Annotated in this window: 19 protein-coding genes, 1 other RNA gene and 1 pseudogene; 8 read left to right on the top strand and 13 right to left on the bottom strand. The window is 31.3% G+C overall.

All coding sequences use genetic code 11. The annotated features are described in order from the left end of the window. Positions 1-34 precede the first annotated feature (34 nt). Positions 35-700, top strand: a complete 666-nt coding sequence (locus ABD766_RS08475) for a spermidine synthase (protein WP_344816269.1) — start codon at positions 35-37, stop codon at positions 698-700. Then, positions 697-1,407: a potassium channel family protein gene (locus ABD766_RS08470; protein ID WP_344816268.1), complete on the top strand. Its 711-nt coding sequence runs from the start codon at positions 697-699 to the stop codon at positions 1,405-1,407. Before ABD766_RS08475 ends, ABD766_RS08470 begins: the two co-directional genes overlap by 4 nt. 37 nt (positions 1,408-1,444) lie before the next feature. Here the strand turns inward: ABD766_RS08470 and kdsB are convergent, their stop codons facing one another. The 6 genes from kdsB to ABD766_RS08440 all read right to left on the bottom strand — a co-directional run bounded on the left by kdsB (position 1,445) and on the right by ABD766_RS08440 (position 6,210). Then, a complete protein-coding gene (gene kdsB, locus ABD766_RS08465; protein WP_344816267.1) occupies positions 1,445-2,170 on the bottom strand; it encodes a 3-deoxy-manno-octulosonate cytidylyltransferase in 726 nt (241 codons plus the stop codon). Positions 2,171-2,231: 61 nt separating this feature from the next. Further along, complete coding sequence (locus ABD766_RS08460) at positions 2,232-2,789, bottom strand: DUF4126 domain-containing protein (RefSeq protein ID WP_344816266.1); 558 nt, start codon at positions 2,787-2,789, stop codon at positions 2,232-2,234. A 70-nt stretch (positions 2,790-2,859) separates the two neighbouring features. Further along, positions 2,860-3,420: a DUF4256 domain-containing protein gene (locus tag ABD766_RS08455; protein WP_344816265.1), complete on the bottom strand. Its 561-nt coding sequence runs from the start codon at positions 3,418-3,420 to the stop codon at positions 2,860-2,862. Positions 3,421-3,763: 343 nt separating this feature from the next. Next, positions 3,764-4,009 (bottom strand): hypothetical protein, encoded by a 246-nt coding sequence (locus tag ABD766_RS08450; protein WP_344816264.1) that lies wholly within the window; start codon positions 4,007-4,009, stop codon positions 3,764-3,766. 24 nt (positions 4,010-4,033) lie between these two features. Next, positions 4,034-4,687: a hypothetical protein gene (locus ABD766_RS08445; RefSeq protein WP_344816263.1), complete on the bottom strand. Its 654-nt coding sequence runs from the start codon at positions 4,685-4,687 to the stop codon at positions 4,034-4,036. Between the two features lie 98 nt (positions 4,688-4,785). Next, positions 4,786-6,210 carry an ATP-dependent DNA helicase gene (locus tag ABD766_RS08440; protein WP_290831658.1) on the bottom strand — a complete coding sequence of 475 codons (1,425 nt, stop codon included), beginning with the start codon at positions 6,208-6,210 and terminating at the stop codon, positions 4,786-4,788. A gap of 441 nt (positions 6,211-6,651) precedes the next feature. On the opposite strand from ABD766_RS08440, the gene ABD766_RS08435 reads away from it, so the two are divergent. Together ABD766_RS08435 and rsmD are read left to right on the top strand one after the other, a co-directional pair. Next, positions 6,652-7,452 (top strand): DUF3822 family protein, encoded by an 801-nt coding sequence (locus ABD766_RS08435; protein WP_344816262.1) that lies wholly within the window; start codon positions 6,652-6,654, stop codon positions 7,450-7,452. Then, entirely contained in the window at positions 7,449-8,021 is a 573-nt protein-coding gene (gene rsmD, locus ABD766_RS08430) for a 16S rRNA (guanine(966)-N(2))-methyltransferase RsmD (protein ID WP_344816261.1), read from the top strand. Before ABD766_RS08435 ends, rsmD begins: the two co-directional genes overlap by 4 nt. Here rsmD and ABD766_RS08425 read toward each other — a convergent pair whose 3' ends face one another. Together ABD766_RS08425 and rnpB are read right to left on the bottom strand one after the other, a co-directional pair. Then, the gene (locus tag ABD766_RS08425) at positions 8,022-8,489 is read right to left on the bottom strand and encodes a hypothetical protein (protein WP_344816260.1); all 468 of its coding nucleotides are present in this window, start codon (positions 8,487-8,489) and stop codon (positions 8,022-8,024) included. An 11-nt stretch (positions 8,490-8,500) separates the two neighbouring features. Beyond that, positions 8,501-8,817, bottom strand: an RNA gene (rnpB, locus tag ABD766_RS08420) — RNase P RNA component class A. A gap of 100 nt (positions 8,818-8,917) precedes the next feature. Here rnpB and ABD766_RS08415 point away from each other — a divergent pair. Beyond that, positions 8,918-9,565: a hypothetical protein gene (locus ABD766_RS08415; RefSeq protein WP_344816259.1), complete on the top strand. Its 648-nt coding sequence runs from the start codon at positions 8,918-8,920 to the stop codon at positions 9,563-9,565. A gap of 93 nt (positions 9,566-9,658) precedes the next feature. Further along, entirely contained in the window at positions 9,659-10,741 is a 1,083-nt protein-coding gene (dnaX, locus tag ABD766_RS08410) for a DNA polymerase III subunit gamma/tau (RefSeq protein WP_344816258.1), read from the top strand. A 28-nt stretch (positions 10,742-10,769) separates the two neighbouring features. On the opposite strand, the gene ABD766_RS08405 is transcribed toward dnaX, so the two are convergent. Beyond that, entirely contained in the window at positions 10,770-11,054 is a 285-nt protein-coding gene (locus ABD766_RS08405) for a hypothetical protein (RefSeq protein WP_344816256.1), read from the bottom strand. 10 nt (positions 11,055-11,064) lie between these two features. Between ABD766_RS08405 and ABD766_RS08400 the strand changes: the two genes are divergently transcribed. Further along, the gene (locus tag ABD766_RS08400; protein WP_344816255.1) at positions 11,065-11,472 is read left to right on the top strand and encodes a DNA polymerase III subunit gamma/tau; all 408 of its coding nucleotides are present in this window, start codon (positions 11,065-11,067) and stop codon (positions 11,470-11,472) included. Positions 11,473-11,510: 38 nt separating this feature from the next. On the opposite strand, the gene ABD766_RS08395 is transcribed toward ABD766_RS08400, so the two are convergent. From ABD766_RS08395 to ABD766_RS08380, 4 genes are read right to left on the bottom strand one after another with little or no spacing between them, the layout of a single operon-like run. Further along, positions 11,511-12,512 (bottom strand): proline iminopeptidase-family hydrolase, encoded by a 1,002-nt coding sequence (locus ABD766_RS08395; protein ID WP_344816254.1) that lies wholly within the window; start codon positions 12,510-12,512, stop codon positions 11,511-11,513. 11 nt (positions 12,513-12,523) lie between these two features. Beyond that, positions 12,524-13,414 (bottom strand): Ppx/GppA phosphatase family protein, encoded by an 891-nt coding sequence (locus tag ABD766_RS08390; protein WP_344816253.1) that lies wholly within the window; start codon positions 13,412-13,414, stop codon positions 12,524-12,526. Positions 13,415-13,434: 20 nt separating this feature from the next. After that, entirely contained in the window at positions 13,435-15,549 is a 2,115-nt protein-coding gene (gene ppk1 / locus ABD766_RS08385; protein WP_298304288.1) for a polyphosphate kinase 1, read from the bottom strand. 2 nt (positions 15,550-15,551) lie between these two features. Continuing rightward, positions 15,552-16,037 carry a SixA phosphatase family protein gene (locus tag ABD766_RS08380; protein WP_344816251.1) on the bottom strand — a complete coding sequence of 162 codons (486 nt, stop codon included), beginning with the start codon at positions 16,035-16,037 and terminating at the stop codon, positions 15,552-15,554. Between the two features lie 485 nt (positions 16,038-16,522). Here ABD766_RS08380 and ABD766_RS08375 point away from each other — a divergent pair. Next, positions 16,523-19,861: pseudogene (locus ABD766_RS08375) on the top strand (DUF11 domain-containing protein); the annotation flags it as partial.

Genomic DNA, 19,861 nt, shown 5'->3' with positions numbered 1-19,861 from the left:
TTAATCTATTATTTTTCAGAAAATATTTTTATTTATGCTATCAAAATTCTTAAGCTACTTCATTCCTATAAACGTTATTAAGAAAAACTCCTCTATAAGTAAAACTTTGGAGGTTACTTGGAACAATGGCGAGTTGGTTTTAGATTCAAAAAACACCAATTATTCTTATGGAAGTTTGCAACGAATTTTAAAAAAAGGATTAAAATATATTGGTTTTGAAAGAATAAGAAAATTTGAAAACATATTAATTCTTGGTGTTGCCGGTGGAAGCGTCATTAAAACTTTAGTTGACGAAGTAAAATTTAAAGGAAAAATAACCGGAGTTGAAATCGATAAAGATGTAGTTGAAATTGCCAACAAGTATTTCAAATTAAACGAAATTAAAAACTTAGAATTGATTGTTGATGATGCTTTTGAATTTGTATTAAAGACCAAAGACAAATATGATTTAATCATTATTGATATTTTTCAAGATACAACAATGCCAAATTTTTTGTTTGAAGATTTTTTTATAAATAGAATTAACTTTTTGCTAAATGTTGAAGGTTTCATACTTTTTAACACGATGGTTATCAACGAAAAAAATCGAATTAGAAATTTGGATTATAAAAAGAAATTCGATGCCAATTACTCCATACGAATGTATCCAAAAGTAGAAACTCATAATGAATTATTTACTATTAAAAAGCTAATAGAATGAGATCTTTCTTATATAAATTATTTGTTGGAAAAGTATCTATTGACTATAAACCAAAATACGATCCAATACAAAAACGTATTTTAAACATTAAATCTATTTGGAATAATGACCATCAAGATGATAATGGTATTGAGAAGATAGTTAGATTATTACTTTCAATATCACAATTACTTTTTCCTGGTGTTTATATAAAATATATAGCTTGTAAAATTGGTCATGAATTTCAAGACTTAGCTATGGATGTTTACATTTTATTGAAAGTTGCTTTTCCAATTCTAATATTAATAAATGGATGGCAATCTAATTTATTCTTAATTTATTTGATGATTTATGTTCTGGCAGAAACGTTATTGTATATTCCGACTTTGATATTTGCTTCCGATTTATTTACTCGTCCGCGTTCTTACAAACGTTCAATGTTGTTACTTTTCTTTAATTACATAGAAATTGTAGTCGCGTTTGGAGTTCTTTATACTTTAGGAGAAAATATGAACAAACCTTTTTCACATTGGTTTGATTCCATCTATTTTAGTTTGGTAAGTTCTAATTCTATTGGATTTGGAGATTATTATCCAATCACAACTTATGGTAAAGTTTTAGTTAGCATGCAAGCCATTTTTTTCTTATCATTTGTGATTTTGTTTTTGAATTTCTTCTCTACAAAAGTGAAAGGAAAAGGGTATTTTGATAATGATGAAATAGCGTAGAAAGAAAGTACGAAGTTTGATATACGAAGTACGAAGTTTATAACATCTTTCTAGCCTTATCCAAATCTTCTGGTGTATCAATTCCGATTCCGACGTGAGTTGTTTCTACCATTTTGATTCGTTTTCCGAACTCTAAATAGCGAAGTTGTTCTAGTTTTTCAGAAGCTTCCAATGATTTCATAGGTAAGGAATAGAAATCTAAAAGTGCTTGTTTGCGGAAAGCATAAATTCCGATGTGTTGAAAATAACGAACACCAACATTCTTCTCTCTTGGATACGGAATTACAGAACGTGAAAAGTACAAAGCAAAACCATTTTGATCAACAACAACTTTTACATTATTTGGGTTATTGATATCTTCTTCATTAGTTATTTCTCTCATTAAAGAAGCTAAATCTACTTTTTTATCAGCATCATTTTTAAAGACTTCTATTACTTTTTCTAAAGGTTCTTTGTTGATAAATGGTTCGTCACCTTGAACATTTACTACAATATCAACATCTAAATTAGCAACTGCTTCAGCAATTCTATCGCTTCCGCTTTCGTGTTCTTTTATTGACATAATGGCTTTTCCACCATTAGAAACTATTTCGTCGAAAATCAAATTGGAATCAGTAACCACAAAAACATCGTCAAATAAATTGGTGTTTTTTGCAGCTTCATACGTTCGAAGGATTACAGTTTTACCACCTAAATCTTGCATCAATTTAGCAGGAAAACGTGTAGAAGCATAACGAGCTGGAATTACGGCGATTACTTTCATACTTTTTAGTTGTCGGTTGTCGGTTTTCTGTTGTCAGTTTATAAACTGATAATTGACAACTTTATTTTTTTAATTTTTTAAATATCCAATAAATCACACCAAAGATAATAACAACGAGGATAACTGCAACTATTGGAAGGAAAATTGCTAAGGAACTTAAAGTAATTGCAGTTCCGGTTTCGGCGGTGGAAACTACTGGATTTCCTAAACCTGCTGTTTTTACAGATGATGCTAATCGAGTTGTAGTTGTTAATCCTTGAAAAGCGGTTGCCGAACCACTTCCAGCGATTATGGATAAAATTGTGGTCATTGTTGGAGAAATATCTACCATGGTGGAAGCCATAACTACAAATCCGGAGATGGCAGCTAATGGCGTTGCGATAGTATCCAATAAATTATCAATAAACGGAATGTAGTAACCAAATATCTCAAAAACCATGGCTACACCAAAGCTTATCAATGCTGGTAAACCTCCAATCCAAGCCCAACTTTCATTTAGCGGAATTACATTAAAATAAGAGGCCAAACTCAATGCAAAAACAGGCAGAAAAACTCTAAATCCTGATGCTGAAGCCAGTCCGATTCCGAGGCAAATTGATAAAATGGTTTCTAGATTCATTTGTTATTTTTTTCTTATGTTTTCAAAAGTTGTGCCGTTCTTTGTAATTACAAATGTATTTAATTTTAAGTTACACTCTCAAAGAACCACGAAAACCTCTTACTGCATAATACGATTGTGCACCATTATGATAAACAAAAACCGTTTCATAACGAAAATCGGCAAAAAGTGCTCCGCCTAATTTTCTGATTTCTAAAGGAGTTTTTATCCAACTTGAGGTTTTTAAATCAAATTTTCCTAATGTTTGTAAAAATCGATATTCGTCTTCTGATAAAAGTTCAATTCCCATAGAAGTTGCCATATCAATGACGTTATTCTCTGGTTTGAATTCCTTTCGTGCCTCTAATGCTTCTTTGTCGTAACACAAACTTCTTCTACCTTTTGGTGTTTCTGTTGAACAATCGTAGAAAATATATTCGTCCATTTCCTTGCAATAACCTACAACGTCTGGTTCGCCTTCGGTTCGTTCCATTTCGTTTAGTGACCAAAGTTTGTTTGGATTGGCTTCTAACTTTTCTTGAATTTTTGACCATTCCAAGCCAAGATGACGGTTTGGATATTTCTCAAAACGCTTTTTTAGAATGGCTAAAAGTTCGGTTTGTTGACTTGGTGAAAGTTGATTTTTTGACATTTGATAACATTATTAGTTAATGATGATAGTATCATTTGATAGTATCAAAGGTCGTAATTTTTATTATTTTCTTAAACTATTGTATAAAAAAAAACCGCAAAGTCAGGAGACATTTGCGGAACTTTTATAGGTCTCTTTGCTTTGCATGTATTTATCTTTTTAAATTTTTTAATGTATTTAAAATTTCATCTTCTTTACTTTTTAATTCGTCGCAAAGTAACTTTAAGTTGTTATATTGACTATCCAAACTAACTATATAATCTTCAACAGCATTTTCATGGATTTCAACTATTTTTATAGCTTTACATTGATTTTCTGAATATTCCTCATCAGATATTTTTTTTTAAGTTTCATAATATTGTCTATTTGTCATATTAGAATCTCCAAAAGCAGGTTTATTCCAAGTATCACTTATGTCACAGTAACATTCATATGTCAATTTAAAATCTTCAATTAAATCTAAATTCCTAAAGAATTTTTTTGTTAATAATTCTCGTCTTGGCAAAATACTCTCCAAATTATTTTCTTTCTTTAGAATTCCATTTTGGTTTGAATCATTTTTAAATAATTTTTTTATAAAATTTATCATAATTTTTGAAATAAAAAATTAAATCTATTTGTTTTGTTGGTATGAAGTTACAACTTTATTTTCTATATAAATATAGAGTTTGCTGCCATAAACAAATTGTTCATGAACACCCCATTTTCCAACACTTTTATTTATACTATCTGGTTGTCCCAAGCTATCTATTAAAGCATTTCTACTCATACCAACCCAAAAATATCCATCATAAATATCTTGCCCTCTTTTACCATATTTCTTCTTCAACAATGCCAATCTTTTTGAATTTTCTAAAGCTATCTCATCTTCAATTTGCTTCTTAATTCTTTCATCTTCAGCAATCAATTTTTCTTCTTCCTCTTTCTCTTTTATTTCTTTTTGTTTTTCAATTTCAATTTTCTTTTTCCAATTTGATTGCATCAACGAAACTTCTTCATCAGAAAGATGTTTACACCATGCTTCAGAAACCCAAAATAATTCATCATTAATTTTGATTTTATAAGAGTTTTCTCGTTTTCCAAAATATGTTTCTAATATTTCATATGGATAATCATCATCAGTCATATAAAGTTCTCCAACTTCTAACTTATAATCTGTTTTCAAATAAGTTTCCTTTTTAATTTTAATGTATTCCTTATTAATATCTTGTGAATATGATTTAACACATGATAATATTGTAATTAAAATAAATAGATATTTTTTCATAAAACTTTATTTGTTAATTCTTAACTAATAATTATTCCTAATATAGTAAATAGAAAAGTAATGATTACTAATCCCAAATATAACAATTTTCTCACAAACTACTCCAAAAAACTCTCATCCTTAAACCCAATCAAATACAATCTGTCTTTGGCTCTTGTGATTGCTGTGTAAAGCCAACGAATGTAATCTCTGTCGATGCCTTCGGGTAAATACGGTTGTTCTATGAAAACGGTGTTCCATTGTCCGCCTTGGCTTTTATGGCAGGTTATGGCGTAAGAGAATTTTACTTGCAATCCGTTGAAGTATTCGTTTTCTTTTACTTTTTGGAATTTGGCGTATTTGGTGGTTAAATGTTCGTAATCTTTCATCACTTCTTCATACAATTGATTGGATTGCTCGTAGGTTAATGATGGTGATTCACTTTTAATTGTATCTAAAATCAAAACGGTTTCAAACGGAATTTGGTTAGGATAATCGACCATTCGTATTTTGACTTTGGCAAATTTGAATCCGTATAATTCTTTGAAACTATAAATCTCTAAAACCTCGATGATGTCACCATTGGCAATGAAACCTGCTTCGTCTTTTTCTTTCAACCAAAAATAATTGTTCTTCACAACCATTAAGAAATCGCCTGTCGATAAATCGCTTTCTTTGTCGAGGATTTTGGTTCTAATTTGTTCGTTGTATTGGTTGGCTCTTTTGTTGGAACGCACAATAAACGCAGTATCTTCAATAGAATAATTGCTGTAGGCTTGGTTGATGGCATCTTGAATATCATAACCATCAGTAAGGCGAACAATATCTTTGAAACCTCGTAATTTAAATTTGAATTCGGTGATAAAACTGTCTTTTAATAATTCTCGTAATTCGGTAGCATTGTAGAGAATTCCCGAGTTTAGTTCTTGACGCATTACTTCGTCGAGTTCGATCCAATCTACTTTTTTGTCGTAATTTAATTCTAAAGTATCTGTGTTTAAAGCTGGCGAAATATCTAAATTCACTGGCGGAAGTTGTGCCGTATCACCAAGTAAAATCATTTTGCAATTTTCTCCACTATAGATGTAGGAGATTAAATCGTCTAACAAACTTCCGTTTTCGTACATTTTGCTTTCGGCGGCAACATCCGAAATCATTGACGCTTCATCGACTATGAAAATGGTGTTTTTGTGTTTGTTTTGTTGCATTGTAAAAGCCACTCCGCCACCACTCGACTTCTTCGGAAAATAGATTTTCTTATGAATAGTAAAAGCTGGTTTGTTGGAATAATTGGCAATGACTTTGGCTGCGCGACCTGTTGGCGCCAACAAAACATATTTTTTATTGACTTCAATTAGGTTGTTTACAATGGTAGATATTACTGTGGTTTTTCCTGTTCCGGCGTATCCTTTTAGTACAAAAATGCTGTCATTGTTGACATTGGTGATGAAAACGGCAATTTTTTGAAAGAAGGCATCTTGCTTAATCGTGGGATTAAACGGGAAGTTTTGGGATAGAATGGAATAGAAGTTTTTGGTTGCCACAGGTTTTTATTTAACCGCAAAGTACAGAAATATGTTTAGAAGTTTGAATGTTTAGGAGTTTTGTTTATTAACATTTTTTGGAACACAGATTTAAGAAATTGGAATAATTTTCACTGATTTTATAAATTTCTCAAATTTCTCTAATCTGTGTTGCTAAACTTAATGTTGTTTTGGAAATCTGATTTTGTGAAAATGGATGGCTTTTTAGCCCTGATTGGATCAGTTACCTTGTAACGCGGAAAGCAGGAATAAGGTTTGTAGAAATGCCCGAACCATTCGCTGCTAATATTCATCAACATAAATTCTACTAAAAAAAACATATCTTTAAATAAGACGAGATACTGAAAATAGTTCTTGAGACACTGAAACAAGTTCTTGAGATACTGAAACAAGTTCAGTATAAAATTCGTAAGTTTGCGGTGTTAAAAATGGAATTTCAAAATGAGTATTACGGACAAAACTTATAAAAAACTAGCTATTCAAGTTTCTTTGAATGGGTTGTCGTTTTGTGTATTTGATACTTTGAGTGGCAAACCTGTGGTGTTGCACAACATTCATTTTGATAGTTTTCAACGTAGTGCTAAGATTGAAGATTTGTTTGCTTCGGTTTTTAGAGAACATCCTGAATTGAGTCATAAGTATGATGAAATTGAAATTATTCACAGTAATAATTTATCGACTTTTGTGCCAATAGCCTTGTTTGACGAGGAGTTTTTGGGAAGTTATTTGCAATACAATACTAAGGTTTTTGAAACTGATTTTTTCACTTTTGATGCTTTAGATAAATATGAAATTAATAATGTTTACATTCCGTATGTGAATATGAATAACTTTTTTATTGACCAATATGGTTCGTTTGAATACAAACATGCGAATAGTGTTTTGGTTTCAAAATTGTTGGATTTATCTAAGAATAATGAAGAGCGCAAGATGTTTGTTCACGTAAGTGAAAGTCATTTTGAGATTATTGTGGTTCAGAATCAGAAGTTGCATTTGTTTAATTCGTTTGAATACAAAACGCCTGAAGATTTTATTTACTACATTCTTTTTACTGCCGAACAATTGCAGTTGAATCCTGAGAATTTCAAATTGGAATTGCTTGGAGCGATTGTTGAAACCGATGCTTTTTATCAAATTGCCTACAAATACATTAGAAACATCAGTTTATTTAATGTTTCTGATTTTACAAATAACTTCACGGAAAAAGAAAACCGCGAACACTTTATACTACTTCACTCGTGAGAATCATTTCTGGAAAATACAAAGGAAGACGCATTACAGCTCCAAAAAACTTACCAGTTCGACCAACGACTGACATGAGTAAAGAGGCGTTGTTTAATGTACTGAACAATCATTTCAATTTTTCGGGATTGAAGGTTTTGGATTTATTTGCTGGAACTGGGAACATTAGTTACGAATTTGGTTCGCGTGGTTGTGACAATATTACTTGTATCGATGGCGATATGGGTTGCGTGAATTTCATTAAGAAAACTGCCAAAGAATTTGACTTGAATATCACGGCAATAAAAAGTGATGTGTTCAAATTTTTAGAAAAACACAAAGGAAGTTATGATATTATTTTTGCCGATCCGCCTTATGGAATTGCGCAAAAAGAATTTGAAAAACTAATCGAAATGGTCTTCGAAAACGAATTATTAGACGAAGAAGGCATGATGATTATGGAACATTCTAAACATACTAAACTCGACCATATGATGCATTTTTCTTTTCAGAAGAATTATGGTGGTTCTGTATTTTCTTTTTATGAGTTTGAGGTAGATGATGAGGAAGATGAAAGTGAGGAAGAGTAATTAATAAAATTCTATAGCTTCAATTTCATCTTTAACAAATTCTACAGAAATCATTATTTCAGAATCATTTGAGTAATATTCAAATTCATATTCCACTGAATTGGTTTCCTCTTCAAGGTAAATGTAAAGATCTTCTAAATTAAAATCTCTTTTTAAATCAATTTTCTTTTCAGGGAATTGCGAATCAATTTTAGTTTGTATTTTAGATTGCAATTCAGCAATTGAATCCAATATTTGATAGGTTTTCTGTAATGTATTTGAAAATGGACCATTAGTATCACCGTCAATACTAATTGAAATTGGTTCACCATTATTATTATTGAACTTGTATTCGGTATCCCAAGTAAAATATGTATCTTCCTTTTTATAGGTACATGTTAATTTTCCTAATTTTGAATCAATTAAAGTTTTTTCTAAAGATTTTTTAGAAAACAAACTACCAAACAATAATTTTAATACCTGTATCATAATAAAAAATAAAAAAAAGCAGACCTATAAGCCGGATTCTGTTCTCGTCCCAAAAGACGATACCTTATCATTTATCTAGTCGCGTTGTTACCAACGAGATCAATCTTTCTACCCTTCGACAACGGACGAGTAATCCTTAAATGTCGATATACTTGAAATTTCACCGCATAGAGTTTACCTGGTTTCACTACAGCCGAACTGTACATACTTTCTGTTGCACTTGTCCTAATCCAATTTCTTGAATTGACGGATGTTATCCGCTATGCTACTCTTTGGTGTCCGGACTTTCCTCTTATTATTACTAACAAGCGATAAGGAGGTCTGCGGTGCAAAGGTAGAATTTAATATTAGATTTTAGATATAAGATTTTAGATATGTACATAATTTGATATTTGATTTAATTCTGTACTTTTATTAAAATTATTTTTATGAAAATTAGATTTTTTGTTTTTATAATATTATTTGGAATTAGCAATTGCTTTGCTTGTAAATGTTATGAATATACTTTAGATGAAAACATTAAAATAGGTCTTAAAAAAGCTGATATTATCTTTTATGGCGAATTGATAAAATTAGATACTATAAACAATAGTTATTCTTTTAGAATTTTTGAATTATTCAAAGGCAATTATAAATCAAAAACAATAACTTCTCATTCTGAATCAAATTGTGATTTCTATTTTAACGAAAAAGGATTATGCATTGTTTATGGTAATTTCAATAAAGATAAAACTTTGATAAATGTTAGTGCTTGTTCTCCTTCTCAATCACAAAATTTTGGACCAGGTTTTCCTCCAATCCCATTTGAATTTGATTCTAAAGGAAAAATTATATCAAAAAATAAAACCGAATTGAATTTATTTAATTTAGAAAATAAAAACAAATCACTACAATCCTTTATTTACCAATTAGAAAAACTAAGACAATACAAACAAAATCAGAACACTATTTCTGAAAATAACAAAAGTGATTTTTATCAAAAAATACTAATTGTATCTTTAATAGTAAATGCAATACTATTTTTAGGCTTTATTATTACTATTCAAAAAAAGAAGTATAGTTCGTTAAAGTCTTGAATATTTTAATGTTTTATTTTTTCCCAAACTTTTAAACTTTTAAACTTTTAAACTTTTAAACTTTTACCTACATTTGTAATCCAATAAAATTCTATGGAACAATTTGTAGTATCAGCTCGTAAGTATCGTCCGCAAACGTTTAAAGACGTTGTTGGTCAGCAAGCTATTACGAATACTTTGTTGAATGCTATAGAAACCAATCATTTGGCTTCTGCCCTATTATTTACTGGACCAAGAGGTGTTGGAAAAACAACTTGTGCTAGAATTTTGGCTCGAAAAATCAACCAACCTGGTTATGATGATCCGAATGAAGATTTTGCTTTTAATGTTTTCGAATTGGATGCTGCTTCTAACAATTCAGTTGATGATATTCGAAATTTAATTGACCAAGTTAGAATACCGCCACAAACAGGACAATATAAAGTTTATATTATTGACGAGGTTCATATGTTGTCTTCAGCTGCTTTTAATGCGTTTTTGAAAACATTGGAAGAACCGCCAAAACACGCTATTTTTATTTTAGCGACTACAGAAAAACACAAAATTATTCCGACGATATTATCTCGTTGTCAGATATTTGACTTCAAACGAATTACAGTTAAAGACGCTAAAGAACATTTGGCAGAAGTAGCAACAAGCCAAGGAGTTCAATTTGAAGACGATGCTTTGCACATTATTGCTCAAAAAGCTGATGGCGCGATGCGTGATGCTTTGTCGATTTTTGATAGAGTTGTTTCGTATTGTGGAAACAATTTAACGAGACAAGCTGTAACTGAAAATTTGAATGTTTTAGATTTTGAAACCTATATTAAAGTAACCGATTTGATTTTGGAAAACAACATTCCAAGCATCTTGCTTTCTTATAATGATATTTTATCGAAAGGTTTTGACGGACATCATTTTGTATCTGGATTGGCATCTCATTTTAGAGATTTATTGGTTTGTAAAAATCCTGCAACTCTTGTTTTATTAGAAGCTGGTGAACAAGCACAACAACTTTATGGTCAACAAGCACATAAATGCCAATCGGATTTTCTTTTAAAAGCGATTGAAATTGCCAATGATTGTGATTTAAAATACAAGGTTTCTCAAAACCAACGTTTGTTAGTTGAACTAACATTAATGCAACTTTGCTCTATCAACTTTGATGGAGAAAAAAAAAAGTTGACTTTATAATTCCACCGACTTATTTCAGAAACAATAGTTATTCGATTACAGAAGTTGTAAGTTTAAAAACAACAGTTGCAAATGCTGTTGAAAACCCTATTTCAGAAACAACTGCAAAAATTGAAGTTGAAGTACCTAAATCAGAAACTTTAAAAGAACCTGAGACTTTAATTGAAACTTCTGTTGAATCATCAAAATCTGAAATTGATGTAAAACCTGAATCTGTTTCAGCAAGTTCAGTTGAAGTACCAAAACTTGAAACAGATTTTAAACCGGAAACCGGAAAAATTTCAGCATTATCTTTAGGTAGTATTCGTGCCAAAAAAGAGTTGATGGAAGCTCAAAAAGGTGTTGTAAAAGTAGAAGAACACTTACCAAGTGAAGCTTTTACAGAAACCGAAATGTTGGAACTTTGGTATAGATTTGCCGATAGATTGGGAGATAAAGGTTCGAAAATCATGGAGTCACTATTAAGAATAAGTGATCCTAAACTTGATGGTACAATTATTATTTACGAACTTCCGAATGAAGGTTCTAAAATTGATTTTGAAAAAGCAAAACCAGAATTATTAGGTTATTTGAGAGGACATTTACACAATCATGATATTACAATTGAAGTTATTGTAAATGAAGAAGTAAAAGTAAAAAATGCCTTTACTCCACAAGACAAGTACAATCGATTGAATGAAATCAATCCGAATTTGGAGTTATTGAAAAAGACTTTTGATTTGGATTTATAAAAAAAAACGCTTCAGTAATTAGAAGCGTTTTTTTTATTCTATTTCTTCAAAAACTTAATCAATCCTTTCATGTATGTTTCTTGGTCGTCATACATACTCATATGACTTCCGTTGGCGCAATATAAGTAAGTTCCTTTTGGAAATTGCGTTGCCATCCATTTCATATATTCTGGATCCATTGTATCATATTTTGCTCCTATTACTAGTGTTGGAACTTTTATGTTTTTCAATTCTTTAGAAACATCCCAATTGGTTAATTTTCCTGAAATTCCTAATTCGCTTGGGCCTTGCATAGTGATATAAAGTGACTGATTTAATCTTCCCATTGAGCGATTTACTGGTTCTGGCCATTCATTTACAGGTTTTCTTAAAATGTGTTGATTGTAAAAATTAGCCATCAATAATTCCATATATTTTGGATTGTTATAATCTTTTTTGGCCTCTAAATCTTTGATGGTTTTCAAGATTTCTGGATTCATTTGCTTGGCTAAAACTTTAGAATACTCACCATATTTAGGACAACTTGCCATCATATTGGAAACTATTAATCCTTTTAAATTGTCTTGATATTTTAGAGCATATTGCATTCCAAGAATTCCGCCCCAAGAATGACCTAATAAATAGAAATTATCTTTGTTTAAATTTAGAGCTACACGAACTTGTTCTACTTCTTCAACATATCTAGGCAAATCCCACATTGTGGTATCGTTTGGATTTTCTGAAAAACCAGTTCCTAACTGATCATAATAGATAAATTCAATTCCTTCTTTGGGAAGAAAACTTTCCATACACTCAAAATATTCATGCGACATTCCTGGACCGCCATTTAACAACAATAACTTGATTTTTGGATTGTTTCCGATGCGTTTTGTCCAAACATTGAACTTTCCTTTTGGAGTTTCGATGGTAACCATTTTGACACCACCAATTTTAATTCCATTTTCTTCAGAATTAAAATAAGAGCTCGATGAAGTTTCTTGCTTACAAGAAATTAAAAGTAAGACAGTTATTAATCCGAAAAGGCATTTTAAGTTTTTCATATTTTTAAATTTTATATTTTATCATAATACATTGCCTTTACAATTCCATCCGATAATCCAATTTTTGGTACATAAATTTGTCTTGCACCACTCCATTTCATTGCATTAAGATAAATTCTAGTTGCTGGTATGATTACATCGGCACGGTCTGTGTTTAATCCTAATTCAGCAATTCTTTGTTCGTATGTTAAAGAACTTAAATATTGATATTGTGAATTCAAATACAAGAAAGACAATGGCTTATCTTGTTGTTTTCCAGAAAGTTTGAAAAGTTTATTAATATTTCCACCTGAGCCAATCAAAGTAATATTTTCAAAAGGTTCACAATTAGTTTTAATCCATTTTTCGATTTCTTGCCAAACGACATCATTTACCATATCATTTAATAATCTAACAGTACCATTTTTAAATGATTTTGAATTAATCATTTTTCCATCAGAAAACAATGAAAATTCGGTGCTTCCACCTCCAACATCTACATATAAGTAAGTTTTATCAGTAGCAAGAAAGCTATGCAAATCTGAAGAAGCGATAATGGCAGCTTCTACTTTACCATCAATAATATCAATTTCAACATTTGATTTATTCTTAATAATCTCAACAACTTCTTTACCATTATATGCCTCACGCATTGCAGATGTAGCGCAAGCTTTGTACTTTTCTACTTTATAAACTTTCATTAAAAGTCGAAAAGCTTCCATTGCATCAACCATTCTATCAATATTTTCACTGATAATTTCACCAACAGTGAAAGCGTCTTGTCCTAAACGAATTGGCACACGAATTAAAGCCGATTTATTAAATTGAGTTTCCTTTCCATCTTGTTCAACTATGTTGGTTATTAGCAATCTCATGGCATTAGATCCAATATCAATTGCTGCATATTTTTTTATTGAAATCATTTATTATCTTGGGTTGTATTTTAAAAAATATTATTGTCTTCTTGCTGATTTTTATAATAGTTATAGGTTTCGTGTTGTGCTCGGAAAACAGATTCGCCTTCTTTTCTAACACGATATTTATTGTCTAATTTTTCTGAGTGCAAACGCGCTTTAACGTTTCCTTTCCAACCCACTTCAAAGGTTTCTATTAATTGCTTTTTAATGTCATCTTGATATATTGGACAAGTTACTTCAACTCGTCCGTCAAGATTTCTTGTCATAAAATCAGCCGAAGAAATAAATACTTCAGGATTATTATCATTACCAAAAATAAAAACTCTTGAATGTTCAAGGAAATTATCAACGATACTTATTGCTTCTATATTTTCGCTCATTCCTTTTACACCAGGAATTAACGAACATATACCTCTAATTTGAAGTTTAATTTTCACTCCAGCATTACTTGCTTCATACAATTTATCAATCATTTGAAAATCTGACAAACTGTTCATTTTTAAATTAATATAAGCTGGTTTTCCAACTTGAGCATTAAGAATTTCTCTATCAATTAATTTATTAAATTTTGAACGCGAATAATGAGGTGAAACTATTAAATGTTTGTATCTGTGTAATCTATAATTGATGTCAAAAAACTCAAAGATTTTGGTCACATCTTTCAGAATTTGATTGTGGCTTGTAAACAAAGTTACATCCGTGTAAAATTTAGCCGTAGTCTCATTGAAATTTCCAGTTGAAATAAATCCGTAACGTTTGACTTTACCTTCTTCCAGCCTATCAATAACACATATTTTACTATGTACTTTTAGTCCTTTGATACCAAATATCAATTCAATTCCTTCTTGTTGCATTTGCTCGGCGTAGGAAATATTGTTGGCTTCATCAAATCGTGCTTGAAGTTCAATTTGAACCACAACACGCTTACCATTTTTAGCCGCATTTATCAAAGAGCTAATGATTTGTGAGTTTTTTGCTAATCGATATAAAGTTATTTTAATAGAAGTAACTTTAGGATCAAGAGCTGCTTCTCTCAAAAATTTAATTAAATAAGAATAGGATTGATAAGGAGCAAAAATCAAATAGTCTTTTTTGGCAATTCTATTTAGTATGCTTCCTTCAAGAGACAATCCTTCTACTGGTAATGGAGGTTTTTGTTGATATAATAAATCAAAACGCCCAAGATTTGGAAAATCCATATAATCACGACGATTGTGGTATCTTCCTCCAGGAATTATACTATCTGTAGATTCAATTCCCATTCTATCTAAGAAAAATGAAAGGGTATCTTTATCAATTTTTTTGTCGTAAACAAAACGAACTGGCTCACCAATTCTTCTGTCTTTAACAGAAGTAGCTATTTTTTGTAACATACTCTTACTCATATCACTATCAATATCTAATTGAGCATCACGAGTAATTTTAATCATATGTGCAGAAATGCTTTCGTATTCGAAAATATTAAAAATGCTACTTAAATTATAACGAATTACATCATCTAATAGCATTATGTATTGTTTTTCTCCAATTGAAGGAAGCACAACTATTCTATTGAATGTTTTAGGAATTTCAATAATTGCGTAACGAACCTCTTTTTTAGGTTTTACAAGACCTAATACTTTAGCTTTTTCAGAAGTTTTCATTACAAGTTTTATGGCTAAATATCCCACAGTATCCTTAAGCAAAGGGAATTCTGCCAAATCATTCAAGATAATTGTAACCAGTTCTGGACTTACTTTTTGAATAAAAAAATCGTGAACAAAATTTTGATGCTCTTGACATAACTCATTTTCATTAACGATTATAATGTTTTGCTTTTCTAATTGTTCTTCAATTATTTCAAGGATTCTCAAACTCTCCGATTGTTGCTTTATTACGATATCTGTAATATCCTTTACTAATTGTTGAGCCGTAATTCCGCCTAAAATTTTTTCACCAGTTTGCCCAGAAAGACTTAATCTTCTAATAGCAGCAAAACGTACCCTAAAAAACTCGTCAAGATTATTTGAGAAAATACCCAAAAAACGAAGTCTATCTAATAATGGGACTGTTTCATCTGCAGCTTCTTGCAAAACCCTTGCGTTGAAAGTAAGCCAACTCTTTTCTCTATCAATATATCGGAAATTATTCTCTGAACTCATAGTTAAATATCTCTTGGAAATATAATTTTATCTGTTTTACCTTTACTTATTTTATTCCAATCATCACCCTCGAAATTAATCGAAACATAACCTGATGTTGGCACATTATCAATAAAAATATCCCCAAATTTATTAACAAAATCTGTAATGGCACTATTATGTCCAAAAAGAATTAAGTTTTTATAAACATTTGGACAAGATTTAACAATTTTTTCAAATTGATTTAAATCGAAAGTATATAAATCATCTTTAAACTGAATTTGCATTTCGCTATTTTCATCCCAAATTGACAAAAATAGTTTTGCTGTTTGTTTAGTTCTTTCAGCCGAGCTTACCCAAATTAAAGATTTATCGTTAAATAAACTCTTAGTTTCTGTGGCTACTTTAATTGTTTTTTGAATTCCTTCTTCAATAATTGGTCTATTAAAATCATTAATTGGATTATTCCAAGAAGATTTTGCGTGACGGATCAGTGTTATCGTTTTCATAAAAATGCAATTAATAGTTATTAACAATCATCAAAAAGTAATTTTTTGTAAGATTTTACATTTTTTTTAATCGATAAAATGCCTTTTATCCGTTATTTTATGCATTTAATCGATTTTTTTCTTGTAAAATTAAAAAATGCTTTCTAATTTCGACAAAAATTTTAGGATTGAAAAAAAATGTTCTCATACAAAATAAAAAGCATACAAAGTTAATTAAAAAACAATAAAAAAAGTAGAATTAAAACTACGAAAAAAACATTACAAGCACAATGAATATAATGGTTTGCGCCATAAAAAAGAATCAGAAACAGCATTTAATCGAGTATTAATGTAATTCATAGATAAAATAGTTTTAATAGCAAGTTGATAACTATTTTTGGTCCGTGAAAAAATACGCCTCATTGTTAATAACTATATTTCAGTGATGTGTCCCAAACAAAAAAACAAATAAAAGCATGAAAAAATTTATGCAAAAAAGCAAGCTTATGAAAACAATAAACTACAAATCGTTTATCCTTTCATTATTATTAATTTTATTTTCAACAACTGTTTTTGCTGAAGGTACACCAACTCTTTCTCCAAACGCTGCAAATATCACTGCAGTGTTGAGTGCGCCAGATTTACAAAGTGGGTCCTTCTTCAATTGTGGTGAAGATAATAGAATTTATTTTAATATCGCTAATGCAGGAACTGAAAGAATGTATTTTGGTTTTGATTGGAGAGGATATTCTGTTGGAGTTCCAGGAAGATTAACAAATTTATATTACAGGATAAAAAACCCAAGTGGTACTGTAGTTATGTCTGGTTTGTGGAATAGTACTTTAGGTTCTGCTGGAAGTATTGATACACATGCTCAAGCACTTGTAGGTCCAAACATAGGAGCAACTACAACTGGTTATAATCCATTAGTATTTAACCCTGCTGTGGCTGGTGAGCACTGGATAGAATTTTACAGAAGTAATGATGGTGGAGTTACTCCATTACTAACTGCTGCTGATAGAGCAGTTGGAGCCTTGTTTGATATGACTGTTGCTACAACTGCAGGAGTAAAAAGAAATGGTCGTTTACATTCTGATAAATGGGGATTTGTGGCTGTAGATAGTAATTATGGTAATTTAGTTACTGCAAGCTCTGAGCCAAATTTTTATGTCTACACTGCAGATCAGGTAGTTTTATTTGTAGATTTTCGTCCAGGTTTTCAACCAATTGCCTATAATCTTGCTGTAAATAGTTATGGGGTAAATCCAGTTGGAGCATTTACTACAACTAGAAGATCTATTAATACCGCTACAATTCCAGCTCTAACGAATGGATATAAAATCTTTTTAAACAATCCCGATGTATTATTATATCCTACAGCAGCTATTCCAGCTGCTCCTACTTTTTTAAATCCTTCTATTACAAATTGCGGACCCTATTTGATAAACTATAACATATCAAGGTCAGGTGACGTTAGATTAGTAATCGACTTAAATGGTGTTCCCGGTTATCAAGCTGCAAGTGCTGACGTCATCCTTGAATCTTATGGAGTTGCTGCTGGAAATAACACATTTTCATGGAATGGTTTAAATGGATTTGGTGTTGCAGTTCCTGATGGAGCTCAAATGACATTAACACTTAACTATTTGGCTGGTAGATTTAATTTACCAATATATGATGCTGAGCTAAATAAAAATGGATTTAACGTTCAATCGATTGCACCTACAGCCATTGCTAACTCACAAATGTATTGGGACGATAGTTTATTGACCAATGTAGGAACAGATTGTTCAGATGGAAATAACAATACAACTGGAACTGGTTTAAATAATTCATTGAATGGTACACCTAGTCCAACTAGAGCTTGGAGTGGAGATGGAAACTTTTTAAATGCTGTTCCAGCTCCTGCTATAGGAGCAAACGAAACTGATGGTGTAACCTGTAATGATTACGGAAATGGTCGTTTATTAAATACTTGGGGCTGGGGTTTAACTAGTGCAAGTGTAAGTACAACAGTTTTTAAAGGATGTTCTGATTTAAAAGTTGTTAAAACTGTAAGTAATTCAACTCCAAATGTGGGTAGTAATGTAACTTTTACGATTACTGCTTCAAATCTTGGAATTAGCAATGATACAAATGTAGTTGTAAACGATGTTTTGCCTTCTGGATATACTCTTGTTAGTGCAACGCCTTCTGTTGGAACTTGGACAGCTCCAAACTGGACTATCGGAAACTTTGCTAATGGTGTAAATGCAACTTTAACTATAGTTACCACTGTATTAAGTTCAGGAAATTATGCAAATACTGCATGTATTTCCGGTACTAATACGGAAACAGCTCCATTAAACAATTGTTCTACAGTTACTCCTGTACCAGTTCCTATTACAGATTTATCTGTTACAAAAACTGCTAGTAATTTAGCTCCAAATGTTGGAAGCAATATAACTTTTACAATTACTGCAGCTAATAATGGACCAAATAATGCCACTGGTGTAATTGTTAATGATGCAATACCTTCTGGATATACAGTAGTTATTGTTACACCTTCATCTGGATCTTGGACATCTCCTAACTGGACTATTGGCAATTTAGCGAATGGTTCTAATGCAACTTTAACTGTTGTTGCAACTGTTAGAGCAACAGGAAATTATGCTAATACTGCTACAATTACTGGAAATCAAACAGATCCAAACTTAAGTAACAATACATCAACTGCTACACCAATTCCTGTTCCGGTTGCTGATTTGGCTGTTATAAAAGTAGCAAGTAATATGGCTCCTATAATTGGAACAAATATTACTTTTACAATTACTGCTTCAAATAATGGACCAAGCAATGCAACTGGTGTAACATTAAATGATGTAATACCAAGTGGATATACATTGGTAAGTGTAACTCCATCTGTTGGAAGTTGGACTGCACCAAATTGGACAATAGGTAACTTAAATAATGGATCAAATGCAACATTAACAGTTGTAGCAAGAGTAAATTCTGCAGGTCCTTATGCAAATACTGCAACAATTTCTGGAAGTCAAACAGATCCAAATACATCTAATAATACTTCTACTTCTACTCCAGTACCAGTAAATGCAGTAATTGATGCTGTAAATGATAATGGAACAAGTATTAATGGAACCATTGGAGGAACTACTTTAGCAAACGTATTATTGAATGATACCGTAAATAGTAGTCCTGCAACATTATCAAATGTTATTCTTACTCAAGTTAGTACTACTAATCCGGGTATAACATTAAATACTTCAACTGGTGCTGTAATTGTAGCTCCAGGTACACCTGCTGGTTCTTATACTTTAACATACCAAATTTGTGAAGTACTTAATCCAAATAATTGTGATACTGCAATTGTTACTGTTCCAGTTGGAGCAACTGCAATTGTAGCTAATGATGATGCTGGTACTTCTGTAAATGGATTTGTTGGTGGAACTGCTTTCACTAATGTTCTTACTAACGATACTTTAAATGGTGTAGCGGTAGTGCCTTCTCAGGTAACTACTACTTTCGTGTCTTCAACTAATCCTGGTGTTACTTTATCAGGTACTAATGTTGTGGTTGCGCCTGGTACACCTGCTGGTTCTTATACTTTAACTTACCAAATTTGTGAAGTACTTAATCCAAATAATTGTGATACTGCTATTGTTACTGTTCCAGTTGGAGCAACTGCAATTGTAGCTAATGATGATGCTGGTACTTCTGTTAATGGTTACACTGGTGGAACTGCTTTCACTAACGTGCTTACTAACGATACTTTAAATGGTGTAGCGGTAGTGCCTTCTCAAGTAACTACTACTTTCGTGTCTTCAACTAATCCTGGTGTTACTTTATCA

The organism is Flavobacterium cheonanense (genome assembly GCF_039539185.1).
Classification (GTDB): Bacteria; Bacteroidota; Bacteroidia; order Flavobacteriales; family Flavobacteriaceae; genus Flavobacterium; species Flavobacterium cheonanense.
The sequence above is the reverse complement of the archived record's forward strand: the minus strand, read 5'-3'. Positions and strand labels throughout refer to the sequence as shown.

Excerpts from the sequence above, each read along its gene's own strand:
- ABD766_RS08415 (WP_344816259.1), top strand. The coding sequence starts at position 8,918 with ATGAAAATTAGATTTTTTGTTTTTATAATATTATTTGGAATTAGCAAT.
- ABD766_RS08395 (WP_344816254.1), bottom strand. The coding sequence starts at position 12,512 with ATGAAAAACTTAAAATGCCTTTTCGGATTAATAACTGTCTTACTTTTA.
- ABD766_RS08450 (WP_344816264.1), bottom strand. The coding sequence starts at position 4,009 with ATGATAAATTTTATAAAAAAATTATTTAAAAATGATTCAAACCAAAAT.
- ABD766_RS08455 (WP_344816265.1), bottom strand. The coding sequence starts at position 3,420 with ATGTCAAAAAATCAACTTTCACCAAGTCAACAAACCGAACTTTTAGCC.
- kdsB (WP_344816267.1), bottom strand. The coding sequence starts at position 2,170 with ATGAAAGTAATCGCCGTAATTCCAGCTCGTTATGCTTCTACACGTTTT.
- ABD766_RS08445 (WP_344816263.1), bottom strand. The coding sequence starts at position 4,687 with ATGAAAAAATATCTATTTATTTTAATTACAATATTATCATGTGTTAAA.
- ABD766_RS08400 (WP_344816255.1), top strand. The coding sequence starts at position 11,065 with ATGGAAGCTCAAAAAGGTGTTGTAAAAGTAGAAGAACACTTACCAAGT.
- dnaX (WP_344816258.1), top strand. The coding sequence starts at position 9,659 with ATGGAACAATTTGTAGTATCAGCTCGTAAGTATCGTCCGCAAACGTTT.
- ABD766_RS08380 (WP_344816251.1), bottom strand. The coding sequence starts at position 16,037 with ATGAAAACGATAACACTGATCCGTCACGCAAAATCTTCTTGGAATAAT.
- ABD766_RS08460 (WP_344816266.1), bottom strand. The coding sequence starts at position 2,789 with ATGAATCTAGAAACCATTTTATCAATTTGCCTCGGAATCGGACTGGCT.
- ppk1 (WP_298304288.1), bottom strand. The coding sequence starts at position 15,549 with ATGAGTTCAGAGAATAATTTCCGATATATTGATAGAGAAAAGAGTTGG.
- ABD766_RS08435 (WP_344816262.1), top strand. The coding sequence starts at position 6,652 with ATGAGTATTACGGACAAAACTTATAAAAAACTAGCTATTCAAGTTTCT.
- ABD766_RS08425 (WP_344816260.1), bottom strand. The coding sequence starts at position 8,489 with ATGATACAGGTATTAAAATTATTGTTTGGTAGTTTGTTTTCTAAAAAA.
- ABD766_RS08475 (WP_344816269.1), top strand. The coding sequence starts at position 35 with ATGCTATCAAAATTCTTAAGCTACTTCATTCCTATAAACGTTATTAAG.
- ABD766_RS08390 (WP_344816253.1), bottom strand. The coding sequence starts at position 13,414 with ATGATTTCAATAAAAAAATATGCAGCAATTGATATTGGATCTAATGCC.
- ABD766_RS08470 (WP_344816268.1), top strand. The coding sequence starts at position 697 with ATGAGATCTTTCTTATATAAATTATTTGTTGGAAAAGTATCTATTGAC.